Raw genomic sequence first — 25,533 nt, forward strand, 5'->3', positions numbered from 1 at the left:
CCCTACACGTTCCCGGGACGGCCGGGCGCCGCGTCCGTGCCCGCGCCGTGTGTCGCTCCGGAAGCGAGCAGTTCGGCGACGGCCAGGTCGGCCAGGGCGGTGCCGACGGACTTGAACACGGTCTGTCCCTGGCGCTCGGGCCGCGCGGTGAGCAGAGTGGTCAGATCCCGCAGCCGTCCGGAGTGGAGCAGCCCGCGTTCGAGGGCCTCCACGATCTCGCCCGACTCGACCGCGCACGCGGAGGCGTCGTCCACCGCCACATACGAGGCGCTGCCGAGGAGTTCGGCGGGGAACTCCCGCATCGCCGCCCGGTAGGACCCCACCGCGTTGAGGTGGGCTTCCGGCCCGAGCGAGGACGCGGAGAACAGTGGTTCGGTGGCGCCCGTCGCGCAGCAGACGACATGGGCGTCCCGTACGGCGTCGTCCGGGTCTTCGGCGACGCTCACGCAGGCCTGCGGCATCGTCGCGGTGAGGCGCTCCGCGAGCAGGTCGGCCCGGCGGCGGGTCCGGTTCCAGAGGGTGACCTCGTCCACCGGGCGGACCATGGCCACCGCCGCGACCTGCGCGGCGGCCTGTTCTCCCGCGCCGAGCACCGTCAGCCGGTGCGCGTGCCTCACTGCGAGTACGTCGGTGGCCAGGCTGGCCATCGCCGCGGTCCGCAGGACGGTCAGGACGTCGGCGTCGGCGGCCCAGACCGGTTCTCCGCTGCCGCCGACCCACAGCAGCGTCCCGTCGATCATCGGTGTGTGTCCGCCGGACGCCGCGTCGGTGGCGACCTTCACGACCTTGACGATCGCGTTTCCGTCGGAGTGCCGCCGGGCCGCCATGACCAGCATCCGGCCGTTGCCCAGGGCCAGCCTCAGCGGCTGCTCGTGCCCGGCCTCCGCGCCGTTCAGGAACGCCGCGCGGACGGCCTCGGTGGCGGCGCGCAGCGTGACATGGTCCGCGACCTCCCGCGCGGACCAGTACCGCATCGCCCGCCCGGTGTCCGTGCCGCTCACCGCGCTCACCGCCCGGCCTCCTCGTCCCGCCCGGACCACAGTCCACGGGTGTGGTGCAGATGGCGTCGCATGAGGTCCGCGGCCTCCCGGGACCGGCCCGCCTCGATCAGGTCCAGCAGTTCGCCGTGCTCGGCGGCGGAGCGGAAGAACTCCGGGGAGCCGGCGACCTTCTGGAGGCCGTGCAGCCGGGTCTGGTCGCGGAGCAGTCCGACGTGCTGGACGAGACGGCGGTTTCCGTACCGCTCCAGGATCCCGAGGTGGAGGTCCCGGTCGCGGGCGACGAAGTTGACCATGTCGCCGTCGGCGGCGTACTGGGTGATCTCGTCCACGACGCTGCGCAGTTCGGACAGGTCGGGGGCGGGGCGCGCGGCCGCAATGCGTTCGACGGCGGGCACCTCCAGCATCAGCCGCAGATCCATCAGTTCGTCCAGGTCCTCGTCGCTGAGGGCGACCACCCGGAAGCCGCGGTTGCGCAGCATCTCGATCAGTTCGTCGCGCGCCAGGTCGAGCAGGGCCTCGCGGACCGGTGTGATCGACACTCCGAGCTTCTCGGCGAGCGAGCCGATGGAGTGGATCTCCCCGGGTTGGAGTCCGCCCGAGACGATGAGGGCCCGGATCGCCTGGCCGCACTGCTCGCGCAGCGAGGTGTGCGACACGGTGAGTTCGGGTGACGGAGAGTTGGTCATGCGGCTCCTTCATGGGGGGAGGGACCCGCGAGCGGGGTCTGCCTGGGGCGAGTCTCTGTATCTGCGTACGGGGCGGTCACCCCAGTAAGGTATTAGACCGCACCGATGGGGCGGGTAGCCGTCGCGGTGGCCTGCCCGACGACGTCTCTCGCGGGATCACGGGGTCAATTGCTGGCCTCCCCGTAGTTGAACGTGGTGACGCATCCCCCGTCGACGGTGACCACGGACCCGGTCATGAAGGACGCGGCGTCCGACGCGAGGAACAGGGCCACTTCGCCCACTTCGTCCGGGCTGCCCTGACGCCCCAGTGGCTGGCGCCGGGCCGCCGCCTCGCGGACAGCGGTGGCCTCGGCGAACGCCTCCGGGGACAGCCGTCGTCCCCGCGCGCCGAGCCCGGTGTCGATGTATCCGGGGCACAGCGCGTTGATGCGGATGCCGTCCCCACCGTAGTCCACGGCCATCTGACGGGTCAGATTGATGATGCCGCCCTTCGTCGCACAGTAGGCGGGTGCCTGGGGCGCGCCGATGAGGCCGTATGTGGAGGCGATGTTGACGATCCGGCCGTCTCCCCGCTCCAGGAAATGGCCGAGGGCGTACTTCGAGCAGAGGAAGGTGCCCCGCAGATTGACGTCGAGTACGCGGTCGAAGTCGTCCGGTTCGACCTCGTGCAGGCGCCCCTTCGGACCGCCCACCCCGGCGTTGTTGACGAGGATGTCCAGGCGTCCCCAGGTCCGTACCGTGGCCGACACCAGGTATTCGGCCTGCGCGGCGTCCGCCACGTCGGCGCGGACGGCGATCGCTCGTCCGCCTGCCTCGCCGATCTCCCGCGCCACCTTCTCGGCGTCGGGCTCCGACACGTCGGACACCGCGACCGCGGCGCCGGCGGCGGCCAAGCGGTGGGCGATCGCGCGCCCGATCCCGTTGCCCGCCCCGGTGACGATCGCCACCTTGTGGTCAAGTCGGTTCATCGCTGCGCAGTCACCTTCTGTTGCGGGGATCGGGGTCAGGGCCGTCGTGGTCGTCCTGCTCATCCCGGCAGGCTCCGGCACAGGAAGACCACGGTGACGAACCGGCGGTACAGCTCCAGCGTGTCCGGTGCGGTGATCCGCGCGGACAGGCCGGTCGCGGGACGGACGCCGTGGATGCGGCAGGCCAGTTCGAGGTAGTCGCTGGAGCGGAACGTGACCGTGAGTTCCGTGGGGCTGGCGAACTCCGGTGCCGGGGTGCGGTCCAGCCGTTCGATCGCGGTTCTCGCCCGGTCATGGATCAGTTCGGTGGCGACCGACGGGTGCAGTGAGTCGGCGGCGTACCGGCTGACCGAACGCTTCACCACGGCGGCCTGCACCCCCGGACAGAAACGCCGTGTCTCCTCCGCCGTCACCTGGTCACCGGTGACCAGCGAGACAGGCACGCCGTACGCCCCCGCCACCAGCGCGTTGACCCCCGACTCACCGGCCACGACGTCATTGATCCGGACCTCGGCGACGGCGGGGGAGTAGTAGGTGTGCGACAGCGCGGACGCGTGGCTGCTCGCCGACCCGTGGTACGAGACGAGGAAGACGGCGTCGAAGCTGTCGTCCAGACCCTCCATCATGTACATCGGCTTGTACCGGCCCGAAAGGTACCGGGCCCGTCCGGCGAGGGCGTCCGGCCGGAGGTTGGTCATCACCGAGTGCGAGTCGTTGACCAGGAATTCCGTGGCTCCCGCGTCGATCGCGCCCTCGATGGCCGCGTTGATCTCGGCGGTCAGCAGCTCGACGGCGTGGACGTACTGCGAGCCGTTCCGCGAGCACTGCTCCCAGTCCACCAGCCCGGCCGTGCCTTCCATGTCGGACGAGATGAAGACCTTCACAGCACGCTCCGGGGGTGCAGCTCCGGCTCGGTGGACGACGTGGTCATCACCGCGTAGACGGACCCCTCCATTCCGGCGGCGGCGCCGTGCCGGCCGTCGGGGGCCAGCGCCAGGCACCGCAGTTCGGCGCGGAACTCGTCGGGGAGTGTTGCGGCGTCCTTGAGCATGTCGAGGCAGGCTTCGGCGGGGCCGAGCCCGGCGCGCAGGGACGCGACGATGCTGTGGGCGCCGACGGCCCGCATGCTCAGCTCGCCCCGGCCGGTGCAGGCCGCCCCGCCGTGGCGCGCATCGGCATAGTTCCCGGATCCCGGCAGCGCCGAGTCGCCCACCCGGCCCGGGTACTTCCACGGGTATCCGCTCGTGGAGACGCCGACCACCAATTCTCCCGTGGAGTCGAGAGCGATGATGTTGATCGTCCCCCAGGGACCCGGATGCGGGGCGAAGCACTCGACCAGCTCCCTTGCCGTCTTCCGGTAGTGCTGGTCGCCCGCCCTGGCGCGGGTGTTCTCGCCCTCCACGGACTCCGGCGACGGCTCCAGCGCACTGCGCCACAGTGCCTTCGACTCCTCCGTCAGCAGATCACTCCGGGTGAAGCCGTTCTCCTCCGCGAACAGTTCGGCGCCGTCGCCCACCAGCAGGCTGTGCTGCGGCAGACGCTCCAGCACCGCGCGGGCGATCGAGATCGGATGGGCGAAGTCCTTGACCGCCCCCACCCCGGCGAAACGCCGGGTGGACCCGACCATCACCGAGGCGTCCAGCTCGACCACACCCCGGGCGTTGGGCAGACCGCCCGTGCCGACGTAGTGGTCGGCCAGATTGTCCTCGCACCGGCGCAGGCTCTCCTCGACAGCGTCCAGGGCCGAACCACCGTCCGCCAGGATCGCCATGGCGGCGGGCAGACCCACTTCGCTGCGCTCGCTGCCGATCACCACGGGGGAAGCGGAACGAGGTGACATGCCGTCTCCTTCATATGGTCGTCGTCTCTCACACCTCCTGAGAGATCTCTTGACACCCTCCAGGTAAGGTATTACACCTTAGCCGCATGAGTAATCAAGGGCCGCCCGGCTGGAGAGACGCGTTGATCATCGACGCGACCTGCCCGCCCGACCTGTGGGTCCCGGGCTACGCGGACTGGATGGACGGCGGATTCTCCGCCTGCGCGCTGAGTGTGGGCGGCGGCACTCCGGGCGGCGCGGTCGCCGCGCTGGGCGCCGCCTACCGCATGATCCGGAACGACCCCCGACTGACGCAGGTCCAGTCGGCACAGGACATCCGCGAGGCGCACCGCAGCGGCCGGCTCGGCGTGCTCCTGCACTTCCAGTCCACCCGCGCCCTGGACTACGAACCCGACCTCGTCGAGGTGTACCAGCGGCTCGGGGTCCGCATGATGGGGCTGGCGTACAACCGGCGCAATCCCCTGTGTGACGGGTGCGAGGAACCCTCGGACGCCGGTCTGAGCATCCTCGGGCGCCGGATGATCGCCGAGATGAACCGGACGGGGATCCTGGTCGACTTCGCGCACACCGGGTGGCGTACCTGCGCGGAGGCCCTGGAGGCGTCCACCGCGCCCTGCGTCGCCTCGCACTCCAACGCCCACGCGGTGAAGGCCCACCGGCGCAATCTGCCCGACGAGATCATCCGGGGCATCGCCGCGTCCGGCGGCGTCCTCGGCATGAACGGATTCCCCGCCTTCGTCTCCCCGGACCCCGCGCCGACACTGGACCAGTTCATCGACCACATCGTGCACATCGACTCACTGGTCGGCAGCGGACACGTCGGCCTGGGCCTCGACTACTGCACGATCACCACCGCCGAGTACCAGGAGATGATCGACTCCGGTGCCTGGTCCCCGGAGAACTATCCGCCCCCGCCGTGGAACTACCCAGCCGGCATCACCACCCCCCGGACCATCGGCGCCCTCGCCGACCGCATGGACGAACGCGGCTACTCCGAGACCGAGATCCGCGGTGTCCTCGGCGAGAACTGGATGCGCCTCTTCGAGCGGATGTGGTCCTGATGAGCGGACCGATCCTGCCCGGAGGCGCCCTCGACCCGGCGCTGCTGACGTACGCACGCGAGGAGATGCGCACCGACGACGTACCCGGACTGGCGCTCGGCGTCCTCCACGCCGGACGCACGGCGACCACCGGTATCGGCGTGACCAGCGTCCCGCACCCTCGGCCGGTCGACGGCGAGACACTGTTCCAGATCGGGTCCATCTCGAAGACCTTCACCGTGACCGCGCTCCTGCAACTCGTCGAGCGCGGGGCCCTGGACCTGGACGACCCGGTCCGCGCCCACCTTCCCGCATTCGCGGTCGCCGACGACACCGCCTCGGCGCAGGCCACCGTCCGTGAGTGCATGACCCACAGCTGTGGCTGGGAGGGCGACTTCTTCGACTTCTCCGGCCGGGGCGACGACGCCCTCGCCTCGACCGTCCGCAACATGGCCGCCCTGCGCCAGGTCACCCCCCGCGGACGCATGTGGTCGTACAACAACGCGGCCTTCTACCCCCTGGGCCGCATCATCGAGACCCTGCACGGCACCACGTACGAGAACGCCGTCGCACGGGAACTGTTCGGTCCCCTCGGCATGACCAGCGCCTGCTTCTTCGCCGAAGACGTCCTGCACCGCAGCTTCGCCGTCGGCCACACCCGGCACGAGGGCCGCACCGTGCTCGCCCGGCCCTGGGCCATGCCCCGCAGCGCCAACCCCGTGGGCGGGGTGGTGGCCGGCGCGGAGGACCTGATGCGGTACGCCCAGTTCCAGTTGTACGGCGGTCAAATCCTCGGCGACCCCTTGCGCCTGGCGGCGCAGCGCGCTGCGGGACCGGCCGAGGACACCCCCGAGATCGGCCTCGGCTGGTGGATCGACGGCGACGGCCCCGACCGGATCGTCCACCACGGTGGTGGGGCGAACGGCCAGCCCGCGCTGTTCGCGATGATGCCGGCCCGTGAACTGGCCGTCGCGGTCCTCACCAACGGAACCGGCGGCGCGGTCACCGCCCGGCGCATTGTGGACTGGATCGCCCGAACCTACTTCGGGGTGCGCGAGAAGCCCCCCGAGGCCGAGGCCGTACCGGAGATCGACACGGACGCCTGGACCGGTACGTACGAGACCCGCCTCGACCGGTACGTGCTCCGCCGCGAGGGCGACGGGCTCGTCCTGGACAGCTCCGTCCTCGGGGAGTGGCTGGAGAACGCGGACCCTCCGACCGTCCAGGGGGTAAGGACATCCCCCGTCCAGCCCCTGACCGACCGCACCCTGCTCATCTCTCCGGGGCAGCGCCGGCAGACCACCGCGACCCTGCTGACGGACGCCCGCGGCGACATCCGGTGGCTGCGCTTCGCCCACCGCGCCGCCCTTCGGTGACCACCGCCGTCCCGGAACCCACCATCCCATGTCGTGCACATCCGGAGATCATGAGGACAACGCCATGGCCAACAGAACCACGGTCGCAGTCATCCTGACGGCGATCATCGCCGTCATGGCCGTCGGGTGCTCGCCCTACACCGGCAGCCGTGTCACCGCAGGGGTCATATCGGAGCTGCGGGTCGCCTCCACGCCCGTCTCCACACTGGACTACAACAAGAACAACTCCGGATACGGCAGCGGGGTCGGCGGACTCGTCATGGAACCGCTGCTGGCCAGGACCAAGACCGGGAAGCTACGGCCGTGGCTCGCCGAGTCCTGGTCCACCCCCGACCCCACCACCTACGTCTACACGTTGCGCAAGGGGGTCACCTTCACCGACGGCAACGAACTGACCGCCGAGGAGGTCGCCTTCTCCCTGAACCACTACCGCAGCGAAGGCTCCACCAACGCCTACAACTTCCCCAGCACCCTCAAGAGCATCACCGCCACCGGCCGCTACACGGTGACGGTCACCCTCACCAAGCCCAACGCGGCCTGGGAAGGCGTCCTGGCCCGCAGTTCGCTGGGAATCTTCAGCAAGAGCTTCTACCAGAAGAACAAGGACACCTTCGGACAGCCGGGCACCGGAGTCGTCGGGACCGGACCGTGGAAACTCACCGACTTCAACCCGACGACCGGCGCCGAACTGGAGGCCAACCCCCGCTACTGGGGCGAGAAGGTGCAGATCAAGAAGATCTCCTTCACCTTCTTCGACAGCGAGACCAGCCAGGCGTTCGCCTTCCGCGCCAAGGCCGTCGACCTCGCCTTCCCGTCGGACAGCCGCTCCTTCGCCTCGACCGCCGGGATAAAGCTCAGCACCGCCCCCGGTGCCGGCGATCAGGGACAGTTCGGCATGAACGTCCTCGTGGCCCCCTGGAACGACGTCCACCTCCGCCGGGCCGTCGCCCACGCCCTCGACAAGAAGGCCCTCATCAACGCGTACGGCGGCTACGCCGAACCCGCCGGCACCCTCCTCGGCCCCAGCCTCCTTCAGCCCCTCGGAACACCGCAGCAGGTCGAGGGCGCCATCGACTCCGTGCCCACGTACGACTACGACCTCGACAAGGCCAAGGCCGAGATGGCGAAGTCCGCGTATCCGCGGGGTGTGGACGTGACCATCGCCGTGGCGAACTACGGGCAGTACGCCAGCACCGTCGGCCAGGCCATCGTCGCCCAGTTGAAGAAGATCGGCATCCGCGCGAAGCTCAAGGTGAACTCGCCCGAGATGGACATCGCCGAAGCCACCAACAGCGACCGGAAGAAGATCCACTCGGCCTTCTCCATCCTCGGCGCGGTCTCTTCCGACCCGGGTGAAGCCTTCAACTACGCCCTGGGCAGCGCCAATGCCACCCCCGGCAACTTCAACTCCACGAACTACGGCAGCACATCCTCCGACCGGCTCATCGCCGACGCCTTCGCCACCTCCGATCCCGCGAAACGGCTGACCCACTACACGGAGCTGCTGAAGGAGTACGCCGCACAAGTGCCCTTCGTACCGCTGTTCTTCCTGGAGAGCACCTACGCGCTGTCCACCGACTTCACGTGGCCCGCGTACACCGCCTCCTGGCGCAACAACGGCCCCTGGGCACTGGATCTGAGGGCCGCCTGATGACACTTCCCGCCCTGGACGAAACCCCAACCGCCCCCAAGAAGACGGGCCCCGGCACCGTACGGAGCAGCCGGCTCGAACTGACCCTCCTCGGCATGATCCTGCGCAGACTCGCCGTCATCGCGCTCCTGCTGGTCGTCGTGTCGTTCGTCGTCTTCTCCCTGCTCCACCTCGCCCCCGGCAACCCCGTCGACATCCTGCTGGGCACCACACCCCGCAACCCCGAGACCGTCGCGGCCCTGAACCGGCAGTACCACCTCGACGAGCCGTTCCTCCAGCAGTACTGGGCCTGGGCGAGCGACGCCGCACAACTCCGCTTCGGCACCTCCATCCAGTCCTCGCTGCCCGTCTCGACGGAGCTGTCCTCCCGGCTGCCCACCTCCCTGTTCCTCGGGCTGTACGCCTTCGTCCTGACCATGACCCTGGGCATCGGGCTCGGTGTGCTCTCCGCGGTCCGGCACCGCAGCGCCCTCGACCACTCCACCGTCGCGGGCACCGTCGTGGCCCTGTCCACCCCCACCTTCGTGCTGGGTACGGCCCTGCTCTACGCGTTCGCCGTCCGCATGAACTGGTTCCCCGCCTTCGGCGCCGGTGAGGGATTCCTCGACCGGGTGTGGCATCTCACCCTGCCTGCCCTGACCCTCGCCCTCACCAGTTGCGCCTACGTCGTCAAGCACACCCGGACGGCCATGATCGGCGTGCTCGACCAGGACTTCATCGTGTTCGCCCGTGCCCGCGGACTGTCCCTGCGGCAGGTCCTGTTCGGCCACGCGCTGCGCAACGCCCTGATCCCGGTGATCACCATGAGCGGCTTCATCCTGTCGGGCCTGGTCATCGGCGCGGTCCTCGTCGAAGTGACCTTCTCCGTCCAGGGCATCGGCCAACTGCTCGTCAAGTCGGCCACGGCACAGGATCTGCCGGTGATCCAGGCCGTCTCCCTGCTGACGGCCGCGGCCATCATGCTCACCGCTCTGCTGACTGACATCGTCTACACGTTGGCGGACCCGCGGGTCCGCCTGGGAGGCCGGTCATGACCACGTCGTACGAGCGGGACACCCGCGCCACCCGGCCCCGGGACAACGAGAGCGTCGGGAAGCGACGACAGCACCTGACGCGCTGGTCGGTCGTGGGGCTGTCGCTCGCCGTCATCGGCGTCGTCGCCTTCCTGGCCCTCGCCGGAACAGCCGTGGCCCCTCACGACCCCGACACCCAGAACCTCTCCCGCATCGCGGACGGGCCCTCCGCCCAGCACTGGCTGGGCACCGACGTCCTGGGCCGCGACACCCTCTCCCGGATCGTCGCCGGAGCCCGGTCCGCCTTTGTCGGCCCCCTGGTCATCGCCGCGGGTTCCTTCCTGCTCGGCAACCTCCTGGGCCTGTGGGCCGGTTACCGCGGCGGACGGATCGACGGAATCGTCATGCGCTGGGTCGACGTCATGTGGTCCATCCCGAGCCTGCTGGTGCTGATCGTCCTCGCGGGCTCCCTCGGCGCCGGGTACTGGACCACGGTCGCCATCCTCGTCGTCCTCACCGCCCCGTTCGACACCCGCGTGGTCCGCGGGGCGACCCTGGAACAGGTGCCCCGCCCGTACGTCGAGTCCGCCAAGGTGCTCGGCGTGCCGGACCGGCGGATCGTCCTGCGGCACATCTGGCCCAACGTCCTGCCGGTGTCGGTCGCCAACGCCTTCCTGGTGTTCGCCGGTTCGGTCGGTGTCCTCGCCGCCATGTCGTTCCTCGGACTCGGGGTCCCGCCGGGCACACCGGACTGGGGCCTCATGCTCGCCGAGAACCAGGCCCTTCTCTTCACGCAGCCGCTCGCCGCGCTCGTGCCCGGCGCGATGATCGTCGTCATCGCCGCCGCGATGAACCTGGCCGGGGACGGCATCTACGAACGGCTCTCCGCCCGGGGAGGCGCGGCATGACGCAGCACGACGAGAGGCACAGCGAGGGGACGGCCATGAGAACCACGGTCCAGAACACCCGTCAGCCGCTCCTGTCGGTCAGCGGCCTCCGGGTCGAGCGGCAGGGCCCCGACGGCCCCCGGACCGTCGTCAACGGCGTCGGCCTGGAGGTCGGCGCCGGCGAGACCGTCGGCGTCGTCGGCGAGTCCGGCAGCGGCAAGTCGATCACGATGCGGGCCGTACTGGGACTCCTGCCCCGGGGCCTGACGGCCACCGGCGAGGTGCGCTACGGCGACCGCGACCTGCTGGGGCTGTCCGAGCGCGCCTGGCGCAGGACCGTACGCGGCACCGAGATCGGCATGATCATGCAGGACCCGTTCACGATGCTCAACCCGATCGCGACCTGCGGCGACATCATCGGCGCTTCGCTGCGCCGCCACGGCGGGGTGTCCGGCCGCCGGGCCCTCCGTGAGGAGTCCGTCCGCCGTCTGCGCGAGGTCGGGATCGACGACGCCACCGTCGTCGACCGCTACCCCTTCCAGATGTCCGGCGGCATGCGGCAGCGTGTGGGCATCGCCGCCGCGCTCGCCAGCGACCCGCGCATCCTGATCGCCGACGAACCCACCACGGCACTGGACGTCACCACTCAGCGCGAGATCCTGTCCCTGATCAAACGCATCCAGGCCGACCGCGGCATGGCCCTGATCCTCATCACCCACGACCTTCGCGTCGCCTTCGCCATGTGCGACCGGCTGCACGTCCTCTACGCGGGCTCGGTCGTGGAGAGCGCCCCCGCCGCTCTCCTCGACGCCGAACCGATGCACCCGTACACGAACGCCCTGCTGCTCGCCGAACCCCCGGTGGACCGGCGCGTCGGTGAGATGGTGTCCATCCCGGGCTCGGTCCCCGCACCGGACGAAGTCGCCGGAAGCTGTGTGTTCGTCTCCCGATGCCCGTGGGCGACCGACGCCTGCCGGGACGGCACCCCGCCCCTGCTGGAGATCGCCCCCGGCCGCTGGTCGGCCTGCGCCCGCCTGACGGCGGCCCGTACCGAGATGACGCGTCTGCGGGAACGGGCCGGCCAGGACCTCCCCTTCTGCGACGACACCCCGAAGAAGGAGCCGGTGCTGTCCGTCGCCGGAGTGTCCAAGGTGTTCACGGGCGCCGTGGGAGGGCCGGTCCACGCACTGGAGGACGTCTCGATCACGGTGGCGCAGCACGAGAGCGTCGGTATCGTCGGCGAGTCCGGATCCGGCAAGTCCACCCTCGCCCGGGTCGTGGTCGGCCTGGAGAAGCCCAGCACGGGCACGATCACCATCGACGGCATCCCGGTCACCGACTGGGGCCGGCTGAGCCGGTCCGAACTGCGGCAGATCCGCCGGACCGTCCAGATCGTGTTCCAGGACCCGTACTCCAGCCTCAACCCCATGCGGTCCGTCGGCTGGGCCCTCGCCGAGGCCATCACCACCCACCGGTCGGACGCCAAGAACGTCGGCGCGGAAGTCGAACGGCTGCTGGACGAGGTGGGACTGGCCCCCGCGTACGCCCAGAAGCGGCCCGCGGCCCTGTCCGGCGGCATGCGGCAGCGGGTTGCGATCGCCCGCGCCCTCGCGGCCCGTCCCAAGATCCTCATCTGCGACGAGTCCGTGTCCGCCCTCGACGTGTCCGTGCAGGCTCAGATCCTCAACCTCCTGGCCCGGCTGCGCGACGAGCACGACCTCGGCTACCTCTTCATCACCCACGACCTGGCCGTGGTCCGGCAGGTGACGGAACGTCTGTACGTCATGCACCGGGGCCGGGTGGTCGAATCCGGCGCCACCGCGCAGGTCATCGACGCCCCGCAGGCCCCGTACACGACCCGACTCCTCGCCTCGGCGCCCCGGGCCGAATCGGCATGGCTCGAAAGCACCGGGCGGCACGATGACTGAACCCGCCACACGGGTCCCGCCGCCATCGACGCACTAGCCGAAGAACGGCTCGCCACGCTGCTCCGTCCGGAACCGGAACTCCGGGTCGCCCTCCGCCGCCCGGACCCGGACCCCGGGTTCAACGACCGCTCCCCGAAAGGCGCCGACGAGACCGCCGACGCGGCGCGCTCCCTGCCGGCCCGGCTCCGCGTGGCGGCACCGGCCGACGCGGTGGACGCCGTCACCCGCACGGATCTCTTCGGCACCCTGGACGAAGGACTGGCACCGCGTCGCACGACGCCTGCACCACCTCCCGGAAGCGATGGCCGGCCACCGCCGGTCCCTCCGGGCGGGCATCGCAGCACGCAACACCCCCGCACTGCGCCAGGTCCGTGACGTAGCCGCTCAGGCCGCCGAAGTCGGCGCGGCGGACGGCTACTTCACCCGGCTCGCCGCCCCCGCTTCCGGCCGCGTCCCGCCGGCCCTGTGGTCCGACCTCGCCTCCGGCGCCCAGGCCACGGCCGGGGCGTACGCGGACCTCGCGGCCTTCCCTGTCCGCGACCTCGCACCCCACGCACCCCGGCACCACGGCGTTGGCAGGGGCACCACCGGGTTGCCGCCCGCAGGTTCTTCGGAGCGGGCACCGCCCCGGACGACACCTACGCGTGGGACCGCGAGGAACTGGCCCGCACGGCGCCGGAACAAGACCGCCCGAGAGATCAAGCCGGGCGCCTCGGTCGAGGAGGCCGCCGCCCTCCTCGACGCCCGAGCGTCCCCGAGGGCGACACCGTGTTCTCCCCATGGCGCGCGATGACCACGGTCCACCACGAGGGCGTGCCGGGCCATCATGTGCAGTGCGGCGCCGCGATGCACCACCGCGACCGGCTCGGCATGCTGGACGCACAGCGCCTGCGCGCGACTCGCGTCGTCATCGACCTCGGCGTCCACCTGCGAAAACCCAAGCCGGACGGCACAGGCACCCGGACCGGCGCGGACGCCTTCACCTTCCTGGCCGACCACGTCACCATGAGCGACGCCTTCGTCCGCCTGGAGGCCACCCGCTGCCTCGGCCGGCCCGCCCAGGCCGCCTCGTACAAGGTCGGGCAGCGCCTGGGGGAGGGGCTGCGGGACGACTGCACGGCCGCGGGAGGGGCGATCTGCGGACCTTCCACCGGGAGGCCCTGGCGCTCGGCGACGTCGGCATGGACTCCCTTCGCACAGGGCTGCTCCCATGAGGGGCCGTCAGTGGTCCGGGCACTGGCCGCGCGCCCGCATCGCGGCGCGGACCCGCTCCTCGGCCAGGGCCCTGGCCGTGTCGTGGGGCGCCAGGGCCCGGGTCAGGCTCTCCCGGACGACCTGGGCGGTGTTGGCCCGCATCCGCTCCGAGACCATCTCCCGGACCGTGCCCGGGTCGACGGTGAACGGGGAGCGGCGGGCCTCCATGGAGTGCGCCGCGGCCACGATCCCGCCGGCGTTGGCGATGAAGTCCGGTACGACCATGACCCCGCGCTCGAACAGGACCCGTTTCGCAGCCGGGGTGGTCGGCAGGTTCGCGGCCTCCACCACCAGCCGGGCCGTCGTCCGCGCGGCCACCTCCTCGCCGATGAGGTCCTCCCGGGCCGCCGGGACCAGGATGTCGCAGTCGGCGGTCAGGGCGGCCTCCGCGCCCGTGCCGCCGCCGCAGTGCAGGACGCAGTCCTCGCCGTACTCTTCCCGGGCGGCCACGAGACGCGCGACGTCCAGGCCGTCGGGGTCGGTCACGGAACCCCGGGCGGTGGACACCGCGACGACCACGGCCCCCAGCGCCACCAGGCGTTCGGCCACGGCCTGGCCGACGGCACCGAACCCCTGGACCGCCACGCGAGCCCGGCGCAGTGGCAGATCCAGCTCCCGGGCCGCCGAGTCCGTGGCCTCCGCGACCCCGAACCCGGTCAGGCCGAGCCGGTCGTACGGCAGCCCGCCCAAGCTCGCGGGCAGACCCACGGCCACACCGCGGTCGCCGAGTTCGTCCACGAAGACCGCCGCGTCCTCCTCGCTCAGCCCCATGTCAAGACCGAAGACGTACTCACCGGGCACCTCGTTCGCCAGGGCGCGGGCGAAGGCGCGCAGGACGCCCTCCTTGCCGGGCGCCGCCGGATCGCCGAGGATCCCCGCCTTGGCACCGCCGTGGAACAGGTCGCACGCGGCCCACTTCCAGGTCATCGTCCGGGCCAGCCGCGCGACCTCCTCCACGTCGAGGGCCGGGCTCATACGGGTGCCGCCCTTGCCCATGCCGCGGGCGGTGTTGTCGATGACCAGGACGCCGCGCATACCGGACCGGCGGTCGGACACACAGACCACCTTCTCCGGCCCCCACTCGTCCATCAGCTCCAGGGTGTCTCGGGCCACGGGTCCGCCGTCCTTCCGTCGGATCAATGGCTCCCAGCCTGCGTGACGTACACGGCGGACGGCAGGCCCCGGAGAACGACAGTCGGTTCGCCGAGACTCAGCAGAACTTGCCCTCATCCGGACCGGGCTCCGGCATCCGCTGCCGGGCCACCCCCACGATCGTGCTCAGCGCCAGCTCCACAGCGGGACTCGGATCGACGCGCCGCCGGACCGCGATCACCTGGCGTCGCGCCGTGCAGTCACGCAGCCGGACCGCCCGGGTCCCCGGACCGGGCTGGGCACCGAGCCGTGGCACCAGGGCCACCCCGAGCCCGGCCCCGACGAGGCTGCGGACGACGTCGTAGTCGTTGGTACGGAAGTCGACCTTGGGCACGAACCCCTCGGCGCCGCACAGCCGGTGCAGACAGGCCGACCCGCCCGTGCCCACGGTCGTCGAGATCCAGGACTCCTCCCGCAGATCGCCCAGCGCGGCCGATCCGGACAGACGGTGATCTTCCGGCACCATCAGCACCAGGTCCTCACTGAACACGGTGGTCCGCCGCACCTCCCGGGGCCAGGCCCGGGGCACGGTGTCGTACGCGTACACCAGCGCGAGGTCGAGCACCCGGTCGGACACCAGGGGGAGCAGCCGGTCGGGCTCGCCCTCCTCCAGTTCTATGGACACCTCGGGGAGCCGGCGGGCGATCTCGGCGATGGCGGTCGGCAGCAGATACTCGCTCGCGGTAGGAAAGCTCCCGATCCGCAGATGCCCCAGCCGCCCCTCGGCCATCGACCGGACGTCGGCCTCCAGACCGTCGAGCAGGGCCAGGGCCCTGGCCGCGCGCCGCACCAGGAGTTCGGCCGCCGGGGTCGGCCGGACGGACCGCGCGTGCCGGTCGAACAGCCGCATCCGCACGTCCCGTTCCAGCGCCGACATCTGCTGGGACACCGCCGACGAGGTGTATCCCAGCTCCTTCGCCGCGGTGGCGAACGAACCGGTCCGCACAACGGCGCCCAGGGTCCGCAGATGCACCGGGTTGATCACGGTCCGGGTCCTCTCCGCCGGTGCCACACGACCCACCGATCATCGCCCCGCCGAACGAGTGAGAGCAAGCATCGCTGGTGCTTGGCCCATGAGCCCGCGGCTTCGGACGGTCGTCACGGCCGGGTGCCGCGCCACAGAATGGGCGGGCAGCCAAGGAGGATGGACGTGGAGACCATCGACGAGCACTTCGTGCGTCGGATGCGCGAGACCGGCGCCGGGGCCGGGCGCGACCCCGGCGGCCCGGTCCAGGACCCCGGCCCAGCGGGAAGCCGGGGAGTCCTCTCACCCCGGGAGCGCCAGGAACTGCTGGCCTGTTTCGAGGCCCAACTCCTCAGCCGGCACATCGACTTCGCCTGCCGCGCGCTCCAGGCCCGCGGCGAGGCCTTCTACACCATCGGCTCGTCCGGCCACGAGTCGAACGCGGCGGTCGCCCTCGCCCTGCGCCCCACCGACCCCGCGCTCCTGCACTATCGTTCCGGCGGCTTCTACACCGCACGCGCGGGCCAGGTCCCCGGCACCGCCGCCGCCCAGGACATCCTCAGCGGCGCCATGTCCTCGACCAGCGACCCCATCTCGGGCGGCCGGCACAAGGTCTTCGGCAGCGTCCCGCTCAACGTGATCCCGCAGACCTCCACCATCGCGTCCCACCTGCCCCGGGCCTTCGGCCTCGCCTACGCCCTCGACAGCGGCGCCCGGCACACGACCGTCTCCCCGTGGCCCGCCGACGCCGTCGTGATCAGCAGCTTCGGTGACGCCTCCGCGAACCACTCCACCGCCCTCGGCGCCCTCAACGCCGCCGCGTACTGCGCCCACCGCCGGATTCCCCTGCCGATCCTGTTCGTCTGCGAGGACAACGGACTCGGCATCAGCACCAAGAGCCCGGCCGGCTGGGTGGAGAACCTGCTCCGCAGCATCCCCGGCGTCGACTACTTCCATGGCTCGGGCACCGACCCCCGCCGTCTGCTGCGCACGGCCCATGAGGCGGCGGCCGTCGTCCGGACCGAACGCCGCCCGGCGGTGCTCCATCTGAAGACGGTCCGGCTCATGGGCCACGCCGGTTCCGACGCCGAGATCGCCTACCGGTCCCGCCGTGAGATCCAGGCCGAGTACGCCAAGGACCCCCTCCTCGCGACCGCGCGCACCCTTACCGGCCTGGGCGTGATGAGCCCGGCGGACGTCCTCGACCGGTACGAGACGGTACGCGCCGTGGTCGCGGACACCGCCGCCCGCATCCCCCGCGACCACCTCGCCTCCGCCTCGGCGGTGACCGCCCCCCTCACCCGGACCGCCCCGGAGGAGGTCCGTCGCGTCTCACTGCGGGCCGCGCCCGGCCGGGCGGACGTCTTCCGCGCCCGGCTCCCCGAGCAGGAGCCCCCGCAGACACTCGCGCAGATCATCAACGCGACCCTCAAGGACGCGATGGCGGCCTTCCCGGAAACCCTGGTCTTCGGCGAGGATGTCGGGCGCAAGGGCGGGGTCTACGGCGTCACCCGCGGCCTGCGGAAGACGTTCGGCCCGGACCGCGTCTTCGACACCCTCCTCGACGAGCAGACCGTCCTGGGCATGGCCCTCGGCTCCGCGCTCGCCGGATTCCTCCCCGTCCCCGAGATCCAGTACCTCGCGTATCTCCACAATGCCGAGGACCAACTCCGCGGCGAGGCGGCCAGCCTGCGGTTCTTCTCCGCCGGACAGTACGAGAACGGCATGGTCGTCCGGGTCGCGGGCCTCGCCTACCAGAAGGGCTTCGGCGGCCACTTCCACAACGACAACTCGCTTGCCGTCCTCCGGGACATCCCCGGACTTGTCCTCGCCGTACCCAGCCACCCCGCCTTTGCCGGAGGACTGCTCCGGCACTGTCTGGCACTCGCCCGCACCGAGGGCCGGGTCTGTGTGTTCCTCGAACCGATTGCGCTGTACCACCAGCGCGACCTGTTCGACGGCGACGCGGCCTGGCTGGCGCCCTACCCCGCCCCCACGGCCTGGGAGACCGACGACGCGTGCGCCCTGGGACGCGCACGACGGGTGCGCGACGGCCGGGACCTGCTGCTGGTGACCTTCGGGAACGGCGTACGGATGAGCCGGCGGGCCGCGGCCACGCTCGCCGGACAGGGCGTCGACTGCGCCGTCCTGGACCTCCAGTGGCTCTCGCCGCTCCCCGAGGACGACCTGCTCACCGCCGCCGCAGAGCACACCCGGGTCCTCGTGGTCGACGAGACCCGCCGCAGCGGCGGCGTCGCGGAACAGGTCGTCGCCGCGCTCCTCGACCGCGGCTACCCCGGCCGGATCGCCCGCGTCACCGGCAGCGACAGCTACATCCCGCTCGGCCCCGCCGCCGACCACGTCCTGCTGTCCGAGGACGACATCGTCACCGCGGCCACCGCCCTGGCCCGGCACCCCGCACCCTGACCCCAGAGGAGACCCGTGAAGACCGCCCGCCCCCGCACCCCGCCCCCGCGATGTGGCCGGGATCCACGAGGTGATGGCCGTCAGTCTCGGCGTACCTCCCGCACCGCCGTGGTGACCTCGGCCAGCACCGACGGGATCGGCGCGACACCGATGCCGGGGCCGGCCGGGACCGTCAGGTGTCCGTCGCGCAGGACGAAGGGCTCGGTGATGTCGGTCGTGTAGTACCGGTCGGAGGCGGAGATGTCCCCGGGCAGCGTGAAGTTGGGAAGCGCCGCCAGCGCGGTGTTTCCGGCGCGGCCGAGGCCCGTCTCAAGCATTCCGCCGCACCACACCGGTACGCCGGCCGCGGCGCAGACGTCGTGGATGCGGCGGGCCTCAAGGTAGCCGCCGACGCGGCCGGGTTTGATGTTGACGATGCCGCACGCGCCGAGTGCGATGGCGTCGGCGGTGGACCGGGCCGAGACGATCGACTCGTCGAGACAGACGGGGGTGCGCAGGTTGCGGGCCAGGGCGGCGTGCCCGAGGAGGTCCTCCTCGTCGAGTGGTTGCTCGATCAGCAGCAGGTCGAAGGCGTCGAGGCCGGCGAGGTGCCGTGCGTCGGCCCGCGTGTAGGCGGCGTTCGCGTCGACTTGGAGCAGTGTGGAGTCGCCGAAGCGCTCCCGGACGGCGCGTACCGGTGCGACGTCCCAGCCCGGTTCGATCTTGAGCTTGATCCGCACGTAGCCCTGGTCCAGATAGCCCGCGACGGCGTCGAGCAGTTCCGGCACCGAGTCCATGATGCCGACCGACACGCCGCTCGGCACACGGTCGGTGACGGCGCCCAGGCCGGCCGCGAACGACATCCCGTGGGAGCGCAGTTCGGCGTCCAGGACCGCCGTCTCCAGGGCGGCCTTCGCCATCCGGTGGCCCTTGACCCCGGCGAGCAGCGGTCCGACGGCAGCAGCGGTGACGTCCTCGGTGGACATCAGCGGCGGCACCAGATGGCGCAGGAGGACATCTTCGGCGCCCTCCACGTACTCCGGGGAGTAGCTGGCGTCGGCGCCTGCGACGCACTCCCCCCAGCCCTCGGCGTCCGACGCGGTCACCCGCACCAGCAGTGCCGAGCGCTCGTACTCGGTGCCCAGGGACGTGCGGAACGGGGCGACCAGCGGCAGGGAGACGCGGTGCAGCGACACGCGCTCGATCCTCATCGTCCCTCACCCCGGGCGAGGACGTAGCCGCAGGCCGCTCGGTCGAAGTCGACGAGTCGGGCGCCGTCGGCCAGCAGGGTGCCGAGGGCGTCGCGGACAGCCAGGCGCCAGTCCCGTGCGAGGGAGGGTTTCTGCATGCGGAGCAGACCGATGTCGGGTGGTACGGCTACCAGGACCCGTTCTCCCCCTGCGCGCCGGGCGACCGGGCGGTCGCCGTCGATGGCCAGCAGGGCCTTCGCGGGCGGCGCGGCGGGTCCGGGACCGGCGTTCTCCTCGCACGCGGCCCGGACGCGCTCGGCGGTCAGGTCCCAGCGCAGCATGAGCCGGTCCGACGCGTCGGCGCGGTTCAGGCCGTCGGACAGCGGACCGTAGTAGTCGGTGAGGTACTCGCTGGCGGTGCCGCCGAGTTTGCGTATGTTGAAGTGGGCGTTGCGGGCGACGAGCGGGTCGAAGGTCCAGGTGATCCGTTCGACGCCCTTCTCCAGGGCGTGTGCCCGCTGGTCGAGTTTGAGCGCGAAGCCGACGTCACGTCCGCGAGCGGCGGCGTGGACGCCCGCGATGTGGCTGTGCATCGCGGGGTGTCCGGGCGGCCCCCACAGGCCTACGCAGGCGCCGAGAAGCTCGCCGCCGCCCGCGGTCGCGTCGAACGCGCCCATCACGTGGCTTCCCGCGTCGGCCATCGCCTTCACGACGTCGGCGGCGAGCGGCGGGTGGCCCGGACCGGTCTGCCACACCTCGCTGAGAAGCCGCTCGCAGGCTCGGCTGCGCTCCGTCGAACCCAGCGCCCGCATCCGTACGCCCGACCTGCGGGCCGCTCGCGTCGCGCTCGCCCGTGCCCTGTCTGCCACTGCACCTGTGTCCACGACTCACCATCATCGGCCCGGCGGGGGCGCCGCGGAGGGTTTGCGATCATCATTCAGGGCAACTTCAAGAAACCGTCAACCTTTGGTCAATGTTTCGTCTCCCGGCTTCACTTGATTGGGCGTCATGAACCTCAACCGAGGGACCCGGCGACATCAGGTCGTACTCGACCCGTCCGAGGTCCCTCTCGCGGACGCCGCGCTGCGGACACTGGCGGAAGTCGCCCGACGGCTGGACCGGGATCTCGGCCTGTCCCCGGCCGCGACGGACGCGACGACAGTCGCCATCCACACGCAAGACGTGTCGGACGGCGCCACCGGCCCCGTCGCCCACGTGCGGGTGGACCCTCTCGGCCGTCCGTCCGTGCGCTTACAGTGCCCTCCCGGTGACCCCTGGGAACGCGCCGCGTCGGCCGTCACCGAAATGCACACCGAACTGCTCTCCTCGATCCTGGCGAATCCGGCGCTCGACCTCCGTGAGGCATCCGCGCTGTCCGAGGCCACGAAGTCGGCGGTGCTCGGTCCGCTCGCGGGAACCGTTGCGGACCACGGCCCCTACCGCAGCATCCCGGAACAGATCCGGTCCGCCGCCCTGGAGCATCCCGACGCCGTCGCGGTGCACGCCGCCGACGGAACCCTGACCTACCGGCAGTTCCTCGCCCACACCACCGCCCTGGCCGCGCGGCTGCGCGCCATGGTGCCGCGTGCGGACGGCCTGCTGCCCGTCCTCGTGGCGGACGGTCTCGCGCTGCCGGTGTCCTGGGCCGCCGCCGTGTTCGCCGGGATCGGCTATGTGCCCGTCGACCCCCGCTGGCCCTCCAGCCGGATCGAGCACGTCCTCGACGCGCTGGACGGACCGGTGCTGTGCGCCGACCCCGCCGCCGTTCCCCCCGGCCATCGCTCCCGGGCGGTCCAGGTGGAGGTCACGGCGGGCATCGGGCAGCCGACGAGCGAAGACCTGCCCGACCCGGCGGCGCACGACGTCGTCTACGGGGTGTACACCTCCGGCACGACCGGCGTCCCCTCGTGCGCGGTGAACCTGCACGGCGGCCTGGTGAACCGGCTCGCGTTCATGAACCGCTGGTTCGACTCGCCGCCGAGCGGCGAAGTGGTACTGCAGAACACCCGGCACACGTACGACTCGGCGTTCTGGCAGATCTTCTGGCCGCTGACGACGGGTGGCGCGACGGTGGTGCCCACCGCCGGCGAGCATCTCGACCTGCAGCACACCATCGATCTCATCGAGACCCACGCCGTGACGGTGACCGACTTCGTCCCGGCCGTGCTGAGCGCCCTGCTGACCCTCCTGAGACGCCGTCCGGCGACGATCGAGCGGCTGCGCTCGCTGCGGCACCTCGTGATAGGCGGCGAGCAGATCAACCCTCAGGACGTGCACCTTCTGCGGGAACTGCTGCCGGGTCTGCGGGTCAGCAACGCCTACGGGCCCTCCGAGGCCTCGATCGGCATGATCTTCCACGAGGTGGGCGCCGACGACGGCGACACCATTCCCCTGGGACGGCCGATCGACAACTGCTTCGCGGTCGTCGTCGACGTCGACGGCCGGCCCGTGCCGCCGGGGGCGACGGGCGAGATCCTCATCGGCGGTGCCTGCGTCGGCGCCGGCTACCACGGCCAGCCGCACCGCACCGCGGAGCGGTTCTTCAGCTCCGAGTGGTTCGGGCGGACGTACCGCACCGGCGACCTGGGGCACGTCGACACCGAAGGCCGGTTCCACTTCGGCGGGCGCATCGACCACCAGATCAAGATCGGCGGAGTACGGGTCGAGCCGGGCGAGGTCGAGACCGTTTCCATGGCCTGTGAGGGGGTCCGTCAGGCGGTCGCGCTGGTCGTCGGATCCGCCGCGGGCCGGGAGCTGGTGCTCGTCGTCACCGGGACGGCGAGCGCCGAGTGCGTACTGGCCCACCTGCGCGAACGGCTGCCGCGCGGCAGCACACCCCGGCGCGTGGTGGTCGTCGACGAGATGCCGCTGACCGACGGGGGCAAGATCGACCGGCGGCGCCTGGCGGCCCGTGCCGAGGGGCCCGCCCCTCAGCCCCCCACCACCGACGCCGATCCCCTGCTGACCGTCCTGAGGACCGCCCTGGGACGCCCGGACTTCTCCGCCGACGAGGACTTCTTCGCCGCGGGCGGCAACTCCCTCCAGGCGATCACGGCCGCCGTCGAGCTGAGCGACCGGTTCACGGTGGACCTCGGCGTCCGGGACATGGTGGACCATCCCACGGCGAACGGCCTGCGCAGGCTGATCGCTCGCCGCGGGCGCAGCGCCGTGCCGACCCCGGCCGAACTGGTCGCCACCGACCTCGCCGCCCTCATGGCCGCACCGGAACCCCGGCACGGCCACCGGGACAGCGGCCGGGCGGCGCGTGCGGTACTGCTCACCGGCGCCACCGGCTTCCTGGGCACCCGGCTCCTGTACGAACTGCTGGAGCGCACCGACCTGACGGTGTACTGCCTCGTGCGGGGCCGCGACGACTCCGACGCACGGCACCGCCTGCGGTCCGCTCTGTCGGCGCAGCAACTGGCGCGCCCCGAGCACGAGGTGCGGACGGTCGTGGTCACCGGGGACCTGGCCCGGCCCGGGTTCGGGCTGACGTCCGTCCAATGGCGGTCTCTCGCCGAGGCCTGCGGCCTGGTCGTCCACGGCGGGGCGCTGGTCAACCTCCTGTACGACTACCGCATGCACCGCGAGCCCAATGTCCTGGGCACCGCGGAGATGATCCGCTTCGCCCGGGAGGCCGGCGGCATCCCGCTGCACTACGTGTCGACCCTCGGGGTCCTGTACGAGCACGCGATGGCCAGTGGCCGGCCGGTGCCCGCCGACATCGATGTCACCGGTGTGACACCGCCGTCGAGCGGCTACAGCCTGTCGAAGTGGGTGGCCGAGCGGCTCCTGCACGCCGCCGCCGACCTGCCCGTGACCGTGCTGCGCCTGGGCGAGCTGATGCCCTCCCGTGACGTCGCCGTGCCCAACCCGAACGCCCTGACCCATCTGCTGCTCACCGCCTTCGAGCGGCTGGGGTCGGTGCCGCGGGCGGCGATCCGGTCGGACTGCAGCCCGGTCGACACCGTCGCACAGGCCATCGTCGACGCCGTACAGGATCCCGCGGTGCGAGGGCGTGCCCTGCACCTGTTCAGTCCCGGCAGCGTGCACTTCGGCGATCTGGCCGGCGCGCAAGCCGAGCGGGTCTCCTGCCTGCGTTTCCTCTCCGAGCTGCGTACGGCCGCGGCGGCCGGCGATGTCGAACTGGGCACGCTGCTCGCCGTCGTCGAGCACCGGGCCGGCGAACTCGCCGACACCGAGGCCGGCCTGCGTGACGTGCTCGAAAACCTCCTCCAGGACAACCCCGCGCTGTTCACCGCGTCGAACACCCGCCCCAAGGAGCCAGCCCGTGCATGACCAGCACCGAGCGACCGCGACATCGAACCCGCCACCGGCCCCGGCCGAAGCGCCTCGGACGCCGATGAGGCGGCGCACCCTGGGGCGGCTGGGCTGGGAGGTCGGCGAGGTCGGGTACGGCATGTGGGGGATCGGCGGTGGACCCGGCGGATTCACCGGATGGGACTACGACATCGCGCCGGACGCCCTCGACCTCGCCGTCGGCATGGGATGCACGTTCTTCGACACGGCCTGGGTCTACGGCCGCGGCAAGTCCGAGAGCCTGCTCGGCGACTTGCGAGGCCGTCATCCGGACGCCGGTCTGCGGCTGGCCACCAAGGTCCCGCCGCTCAACCGGGCCTGGCCGCCGGGCCCGCAGGACACCCTGGAGGACGTCTTCCCGGCCCGGCATGTCCTTGAGTACACGCGCCGCAGTCTGGACAACCTCAACGTCGACCGGATCGATTTGCTGCAGTTCCACGTCTGGGAGGACCGGTGGGCGGCCGATCCGGCCTGGCAGCGGGTCGTGACCCGGCTGAAGGAGGAGGGCCTGATCGACGGGTTCGGGATCAGCGTGAACCGCTGGGAGCCGACGAACTGCTTCGCCGCGCTCGACACCGGACTGGTCGACGCCGTCCAGGTCATCTACAACGTCTTCGACCAGGCGCCGGAGGACGAACTGTTTCCCCGCGCAGTCGAGGAAAACGTCGCGATCATCGCCCGGGTGCCCTTCGACGAAGGGTCCCTGACCGGAACCCTGAGCGCCGACACCACGTTTCCGCCCGAGGACTGGCGGGCCGTCTACTTCGGACCGGAGAACCTGCCGCCCACCGTCGAACGCGTCGACGCGCTGCGCGCTCTCGTCCCGGACGGCCGAACGCTGCCGGAGCTGGCACTGCGGTTCGTGCTGCACCACCCCGCCGTGTCCGTGGTCATCCCGGGCATGCGCCGCCCCGCCCATGTGCGCTCGAACATGAGCGTGTCCGGGTCGGAGCCCCTGCCCGCGGACCTGCTCGAAGCGCTGCGCGCCCATCGCTGGGACCGGCGCCCGACGCACTGGTCGATGTGAGATCCGAGAACTTGAGGTGATCCAGGTGATCCACACCCACGAGGCGTCCCGTCCCGCGGTGGACAGCGACGTCTGGTCGTCCCTGGCCGCCCAGGCCGCCCGGACGCCGCGCGCGGTGGCGCTGGCCGACACAGCCGGTGAGCTGGACTACGAGACGCTCTTCGCTCTGGTGACCGAGACGTCAGACCGGCTGGCCGACGCCGGCGTGCGGCCGGGCGACCTCGTCGGGATCCGCCTGCCGCGGGGCCGGGACGCCGTCGTGGCGATGCTCGCGGTGCTGCGGGCCGGAGCCGGTTACGTACCGCTGGACCCGGCCTACCCCCCGGCGCGCCTGGCCATGATGATCGAGGAGACGCGGCCCCGCGCCCTGGTCACGGCCGACGGTGTGCTGCCGCTGGACGGCAGCCGTCCGCAGCGCGATCCCGCGTATGTCATCTTCACCTCGGGTTCGACGGGTCGTCCGAAGGGCGTCCTGGTCGGACGTCGGCAGTTGCACGACTTCACCCGGGTCTTCGCGGACCGGTTCGCCATCGGCGAGGGCGACCGGCTGCTGCAGTTCGCCTCGATGAGCTTCGACACCAGCGTCGAGGAGATCTTCTGTCCGCTGCTGCGGGGCGCCACGTTGGTGCTGCGCGACGACGACATGATCAGCAGGCCCGACCTGTTCTTCGCCCGCTGCGACGCGCTGGGCATCACCGTGCTGGACCTGCCGACCGCGTACTGGCACGAGCTGGTCGCGGCCCTTGACCGGGGTGAGACCGCCGTGCCGGCCTGCGTGCGGTGCGTGATCATCGGTGGCGAGACCGCGCGGCCCGACGCGGTGCGCCGCT

At 71.5% G+C, this 25,533-nt stretch carries 20 protein-coding genes and 1 pseudogene; 12 read left to right on the forward strand and 9 right to left on the reverse strand.

Annotated elements, in window-relative coordinates; translation table 11 throughout:
- Positions 1 to 2: 2 nt before the first annotated feature.
- From ACFYTE_RS35845 to ACFYTE_RS35865, 5 genes are all read right to left on the reverse strand, one after another.
- The gene (locus tag ACFYTE_RS35845; RefSeq protein ID WP_388719639.1) at positions 3 to 1,010 is read right to left on the reverse strand and encodes an ornithine cyclodeaminase family protein; all 1,008 of its coding nucleotides are present in this window, start codon (positions 1,008 to 1,010) and stop codon (positions 3 to 5) included.
- Complete coding sequence (locus tag ACFYTE_RS35850; RefSeq protein WP_388719641.1) at positions 1,007 to 1,687, reverse strand: GntR family transcriptional regulator; 681 nt, start codon at positions 1,685 to 1,687, stop codon at positions 1,007 to 1,009. The genes ACFYTE_RS35845 and ACFYTE_RS35850 overlap by 4 nt, the downstream gene beginning before the upstream one ends.
- A gap of 164 nt (positions 1,688 to 1,851) precedes the next feature.
- Entirely contained in the window at positions 1,852 to 2,655 is an 804-nt protein-coding gene (locus tag ACFYTE_RS35855) for an SDR family NAD(P)-dependent oxidoreductase (RefSeq protein ID WP_388719644.1), read from the reverse strand.
- Positions 2,656 to 2,714: 59 nt separating this feature from the next.
- Positions 2,715 to 3,539: a M55 family metallopeptidase gene (locus ACFYTE_RS35860; protein WP_388719647.1), complete on the reverse strand. Its 825-nt coding sequence runs from the start codon at positions 3,537 to 3,539 to the stop codon at positions 2,715 to 2,717.
- On the reverse strand, positions 3,536 to 4,495 hold the full coding sequence (locus tag ACFYTE_RS35865; RefSeq protein ID WP_388719650.1) for a N(4)-(beta-N-acetylglucosaminyl)-L-asparaginase: 960 nt from the start codon (positions 4,493 to 4,495) through the stop codon (positions 3,536 to 3,538). The genes ACFYTE_RS35860 and ACFYTE_RS35865 overlap by 4 nt, the downstream gene beginning before the upstream one ends.
- A gap of 86 nt (positions 4,496 to 4,581) precedes the next feature.
- Between ACFYTE_RS35865 and ACFYTE_RS35870 the strand changes: the two genes are divergently transcribed.
- The 8 genes and pseudogenes from ACFYTE_RS35870 to ACFYTE_RS35905 form a co-directional block, all read left to right on the forward strand.
- Entirely contained in the window at positions 4,582 to 5,556 is a 975-nt protein-coding gene (locus ACFYTE_RS35870) for a dipeptidase (RefSeq protein WP_388719653.1), read from the forward strand.
- Positions 5,556 to 6,911, forward strand: coding sequence for a serine hydrolase domain-containing protein (locus tag ACFYTE_RS35875; RefSeq protein ID WP_388719657.1), 1,356 nt, complete (start codon positions 5,556 to 5,558; stop codon positions 6,909 to 6,911). Before ACFYTE_RS35870 ends, ACFYTE_RS35875 begins: the two co-directional genes overlap by 1 nt.
- Positions 6,912 to 6,975: 64 nt before the next feature.
- Positions 6,976 to 8,562: an ABC transporter substrate-binding protein gene (locus ACFYTE_RS35880; RefSeq protein WP_388719660.1), complete on the forward strand. Its 1,587-nt coding sequence runs from the start codon at positions 6,976 to 6,978 to the stop codon at positions 8,560 to 8,562.
- Positions 8,562 to 9,596: an ABC transporter permease gene (locus ACFYTE_RS35885; RefSeq protein WP_388719663.1), complete on the forward strand. Its 1,035-nt coding sequence runs from the start codon at positions 8,562 to 8,564 to the stop codon at positions 9,594 to 9,596. Before ACFYTE_RS35880 ends, ACFYTE_RS35885 begins: the two co-directional genes overlap by 1 nt.
- The gene (locus tag ACFYTE_RS35890) at positions 9,593 to 10,483 is read left to right on the forward strand and encodes an ABC transporter permease (RefSeq protein WP_388719665.1); all 891 of its coding nucleotides are present in this window, start codon (positions 9,593 to 9,595) and stop codon (positions 10,481 to 10,483) included. Before ACFYTE_RS35885 ends, ACFYTE_RS35890 begins: the two co-directional genes overlap by 4 nt.
- Positions 10,480 to 12,390, forward strand: a complete 1,911-nt coding sequence (locus ACFYTE_RS35895; protein WP_388719668.1) for a dipeptide ABC transporter ATP-binding protein — start codon at positions 10,480 to 10,482, stop codon at positions 12,388 to 12,390. The genes ACFYTE_RS35890 and ACFYTE_RS35895 overlap by 4 nt, the downstream gene beginning before the upstream one ends.
- Positions 12,391 to 12,622: 232 nt before the next feature.
- Positions 12,623 to 13,183, forward strand: a complete 561-nt coding sequence (locus tag ACFYTE_RS35900) for a DUF885 family protein (protein ID WP_388719706.1) — start codon at positions 12,623 to 12,625, stop codon at positions 13,181 to 13,183.
- Between the two features lie 53 nt (positions 13,184 to 13,236).
- Positions 13,237 to 13,509, forward strand: a pseudogene (locus ACFYTE_RS35905) (DUF885 family protein); the annotation flags it as partial.
- A gap of 102 nt (positions 13,510 to 13,611) precedes the next feature.
- Here ACFYTE_RS35905 and ACFYTE_RS35910 read toward each other — a convergent pair.
- Complete coding sequence (locus ACFYTE_RS35910; RefSeq protein ID WP_388719671.1) at positions 13,612 to 14,757, reverse strand: Glu/Leu/Phe/Val dehydrogenase; 1,146 nt, start codon at positions 14,755 to 14,757, stop codon at positions 13,612 to 13,614.
- Between the two features lie 97 nt (positions 14,758 to 14,854).
- Positions 14,855 to 15,781, reverse strand: a complete 927-nt coding sequence (locus tag ACFYTE_RS35915; protein WP_388719674.1) for a LysR family transcriptional regulator — start codon at positions 15,779 to 15,781, stop codon at positions 14,855 to 14,857.
- Positions 15,782 to 15,946: 165 nt separating this feature from the next.
- Between ACFYTE_RS35915 and ACFYTE_RS35920 the strand changes: the two genes are divergently transcribed.
- The gene (locus ACFYTE_RS35920; RefSeq protein WP_388719677.1) at positions 15,947 to 18,187 is read left to right on the forward strand and encodes a thiamine pyrophosphate-dependent enzyme; all 2,241 of its coding nucleotides are present in this window, start codon (positions 15,947 to 15,949) and stop codon (positions 18,185 to 18,187) included.
- A gap of 80 nt (positions 18,188 to 18,267) precedes the next feature.
- Here ACFYTE_RS35920 and menC read toward each other — a convergent pair whose 3' ends face one another.
- Together menC and ACFYTE_RS35930 are read right to left on the reverse strand one after the other, a co-directional pair.
- Positions 18,268 to 19,377, reverse strand: a complete 1,110-nt coding sequence (gene menC, locus ACFYTE_RS35925; RefSeq protein ID WP_388719680.1) for an o-succinylbenzoate synthase — start codon at positions 19,375 to 19,377, stop codon at positions 18,268 to 18,270.
- Entirely contained in the window at positions 19,374 to 20,225 is an 852-nt protein-coding gene (locus ACFYTE_RS35930) for a hypothetical protein (RefSeq protein ID WP_388719683.1), read from the reverse strand. The genes menC and ACFYTE_RS35930 overlap by 4 nt, the downstream gene beginning before the upstream one ends.
- A 139-nt stretch (positions 20,226 to 20,364) precedes the next feature.
- Here ACFYTE_RS35930 and ACFYTE_RS35935 point away from each other — a divergent pair, with 139 nt between their 5' ends.
- From ACFYTE_RS35935 to ACFYTE_RS35945, 3 genes are all read left to right on the forward strand, one after another.
- Positions 20,365 to 23,655, forward strand: coding sequence for a thioester reductase domain-containing protein (locus tag ACFYTE_RS35935; RefSeq protein ID WP_388719686.1), 3,291 nt, complete (start codon positions 20,365 to 20,367; stop codon positions 23,653 to 23,655).
- Positions 23,656 to 23,719: 64 nt separating this feature from the next.
- Positions 23,720 to 24,703 (forward strand): aldo/keto reductase, encoded by a 984-nt coding sequence (locus ACFYTE_RS35940; RefSeq protein WP_388719689.1) that lies wholly within the window; start codon positions 23,720 to 23,722, stop codon positions 24,701 to 24,703.
- Positions 24,704 to 24,728: 25 nt separating this feature from the next.
- A partial coding sequence (locus ACFYTE_RS35945; RefSeq protein ID WP_388719692.1) for an AMP-binding protein occupies positions 24,729 to 25,533 on the forward strand: 805 nt, incomplete at its 3' end.

The sequence above is a fragment of the Streptomyces sp. NPDC004629 genome (assembly GCF_042873595.1).
Lineage (GTDB): Bacteria > Actinomycetota > Actinomycetes > Streptomycetales > Streptomycetaceae > Streptomyces.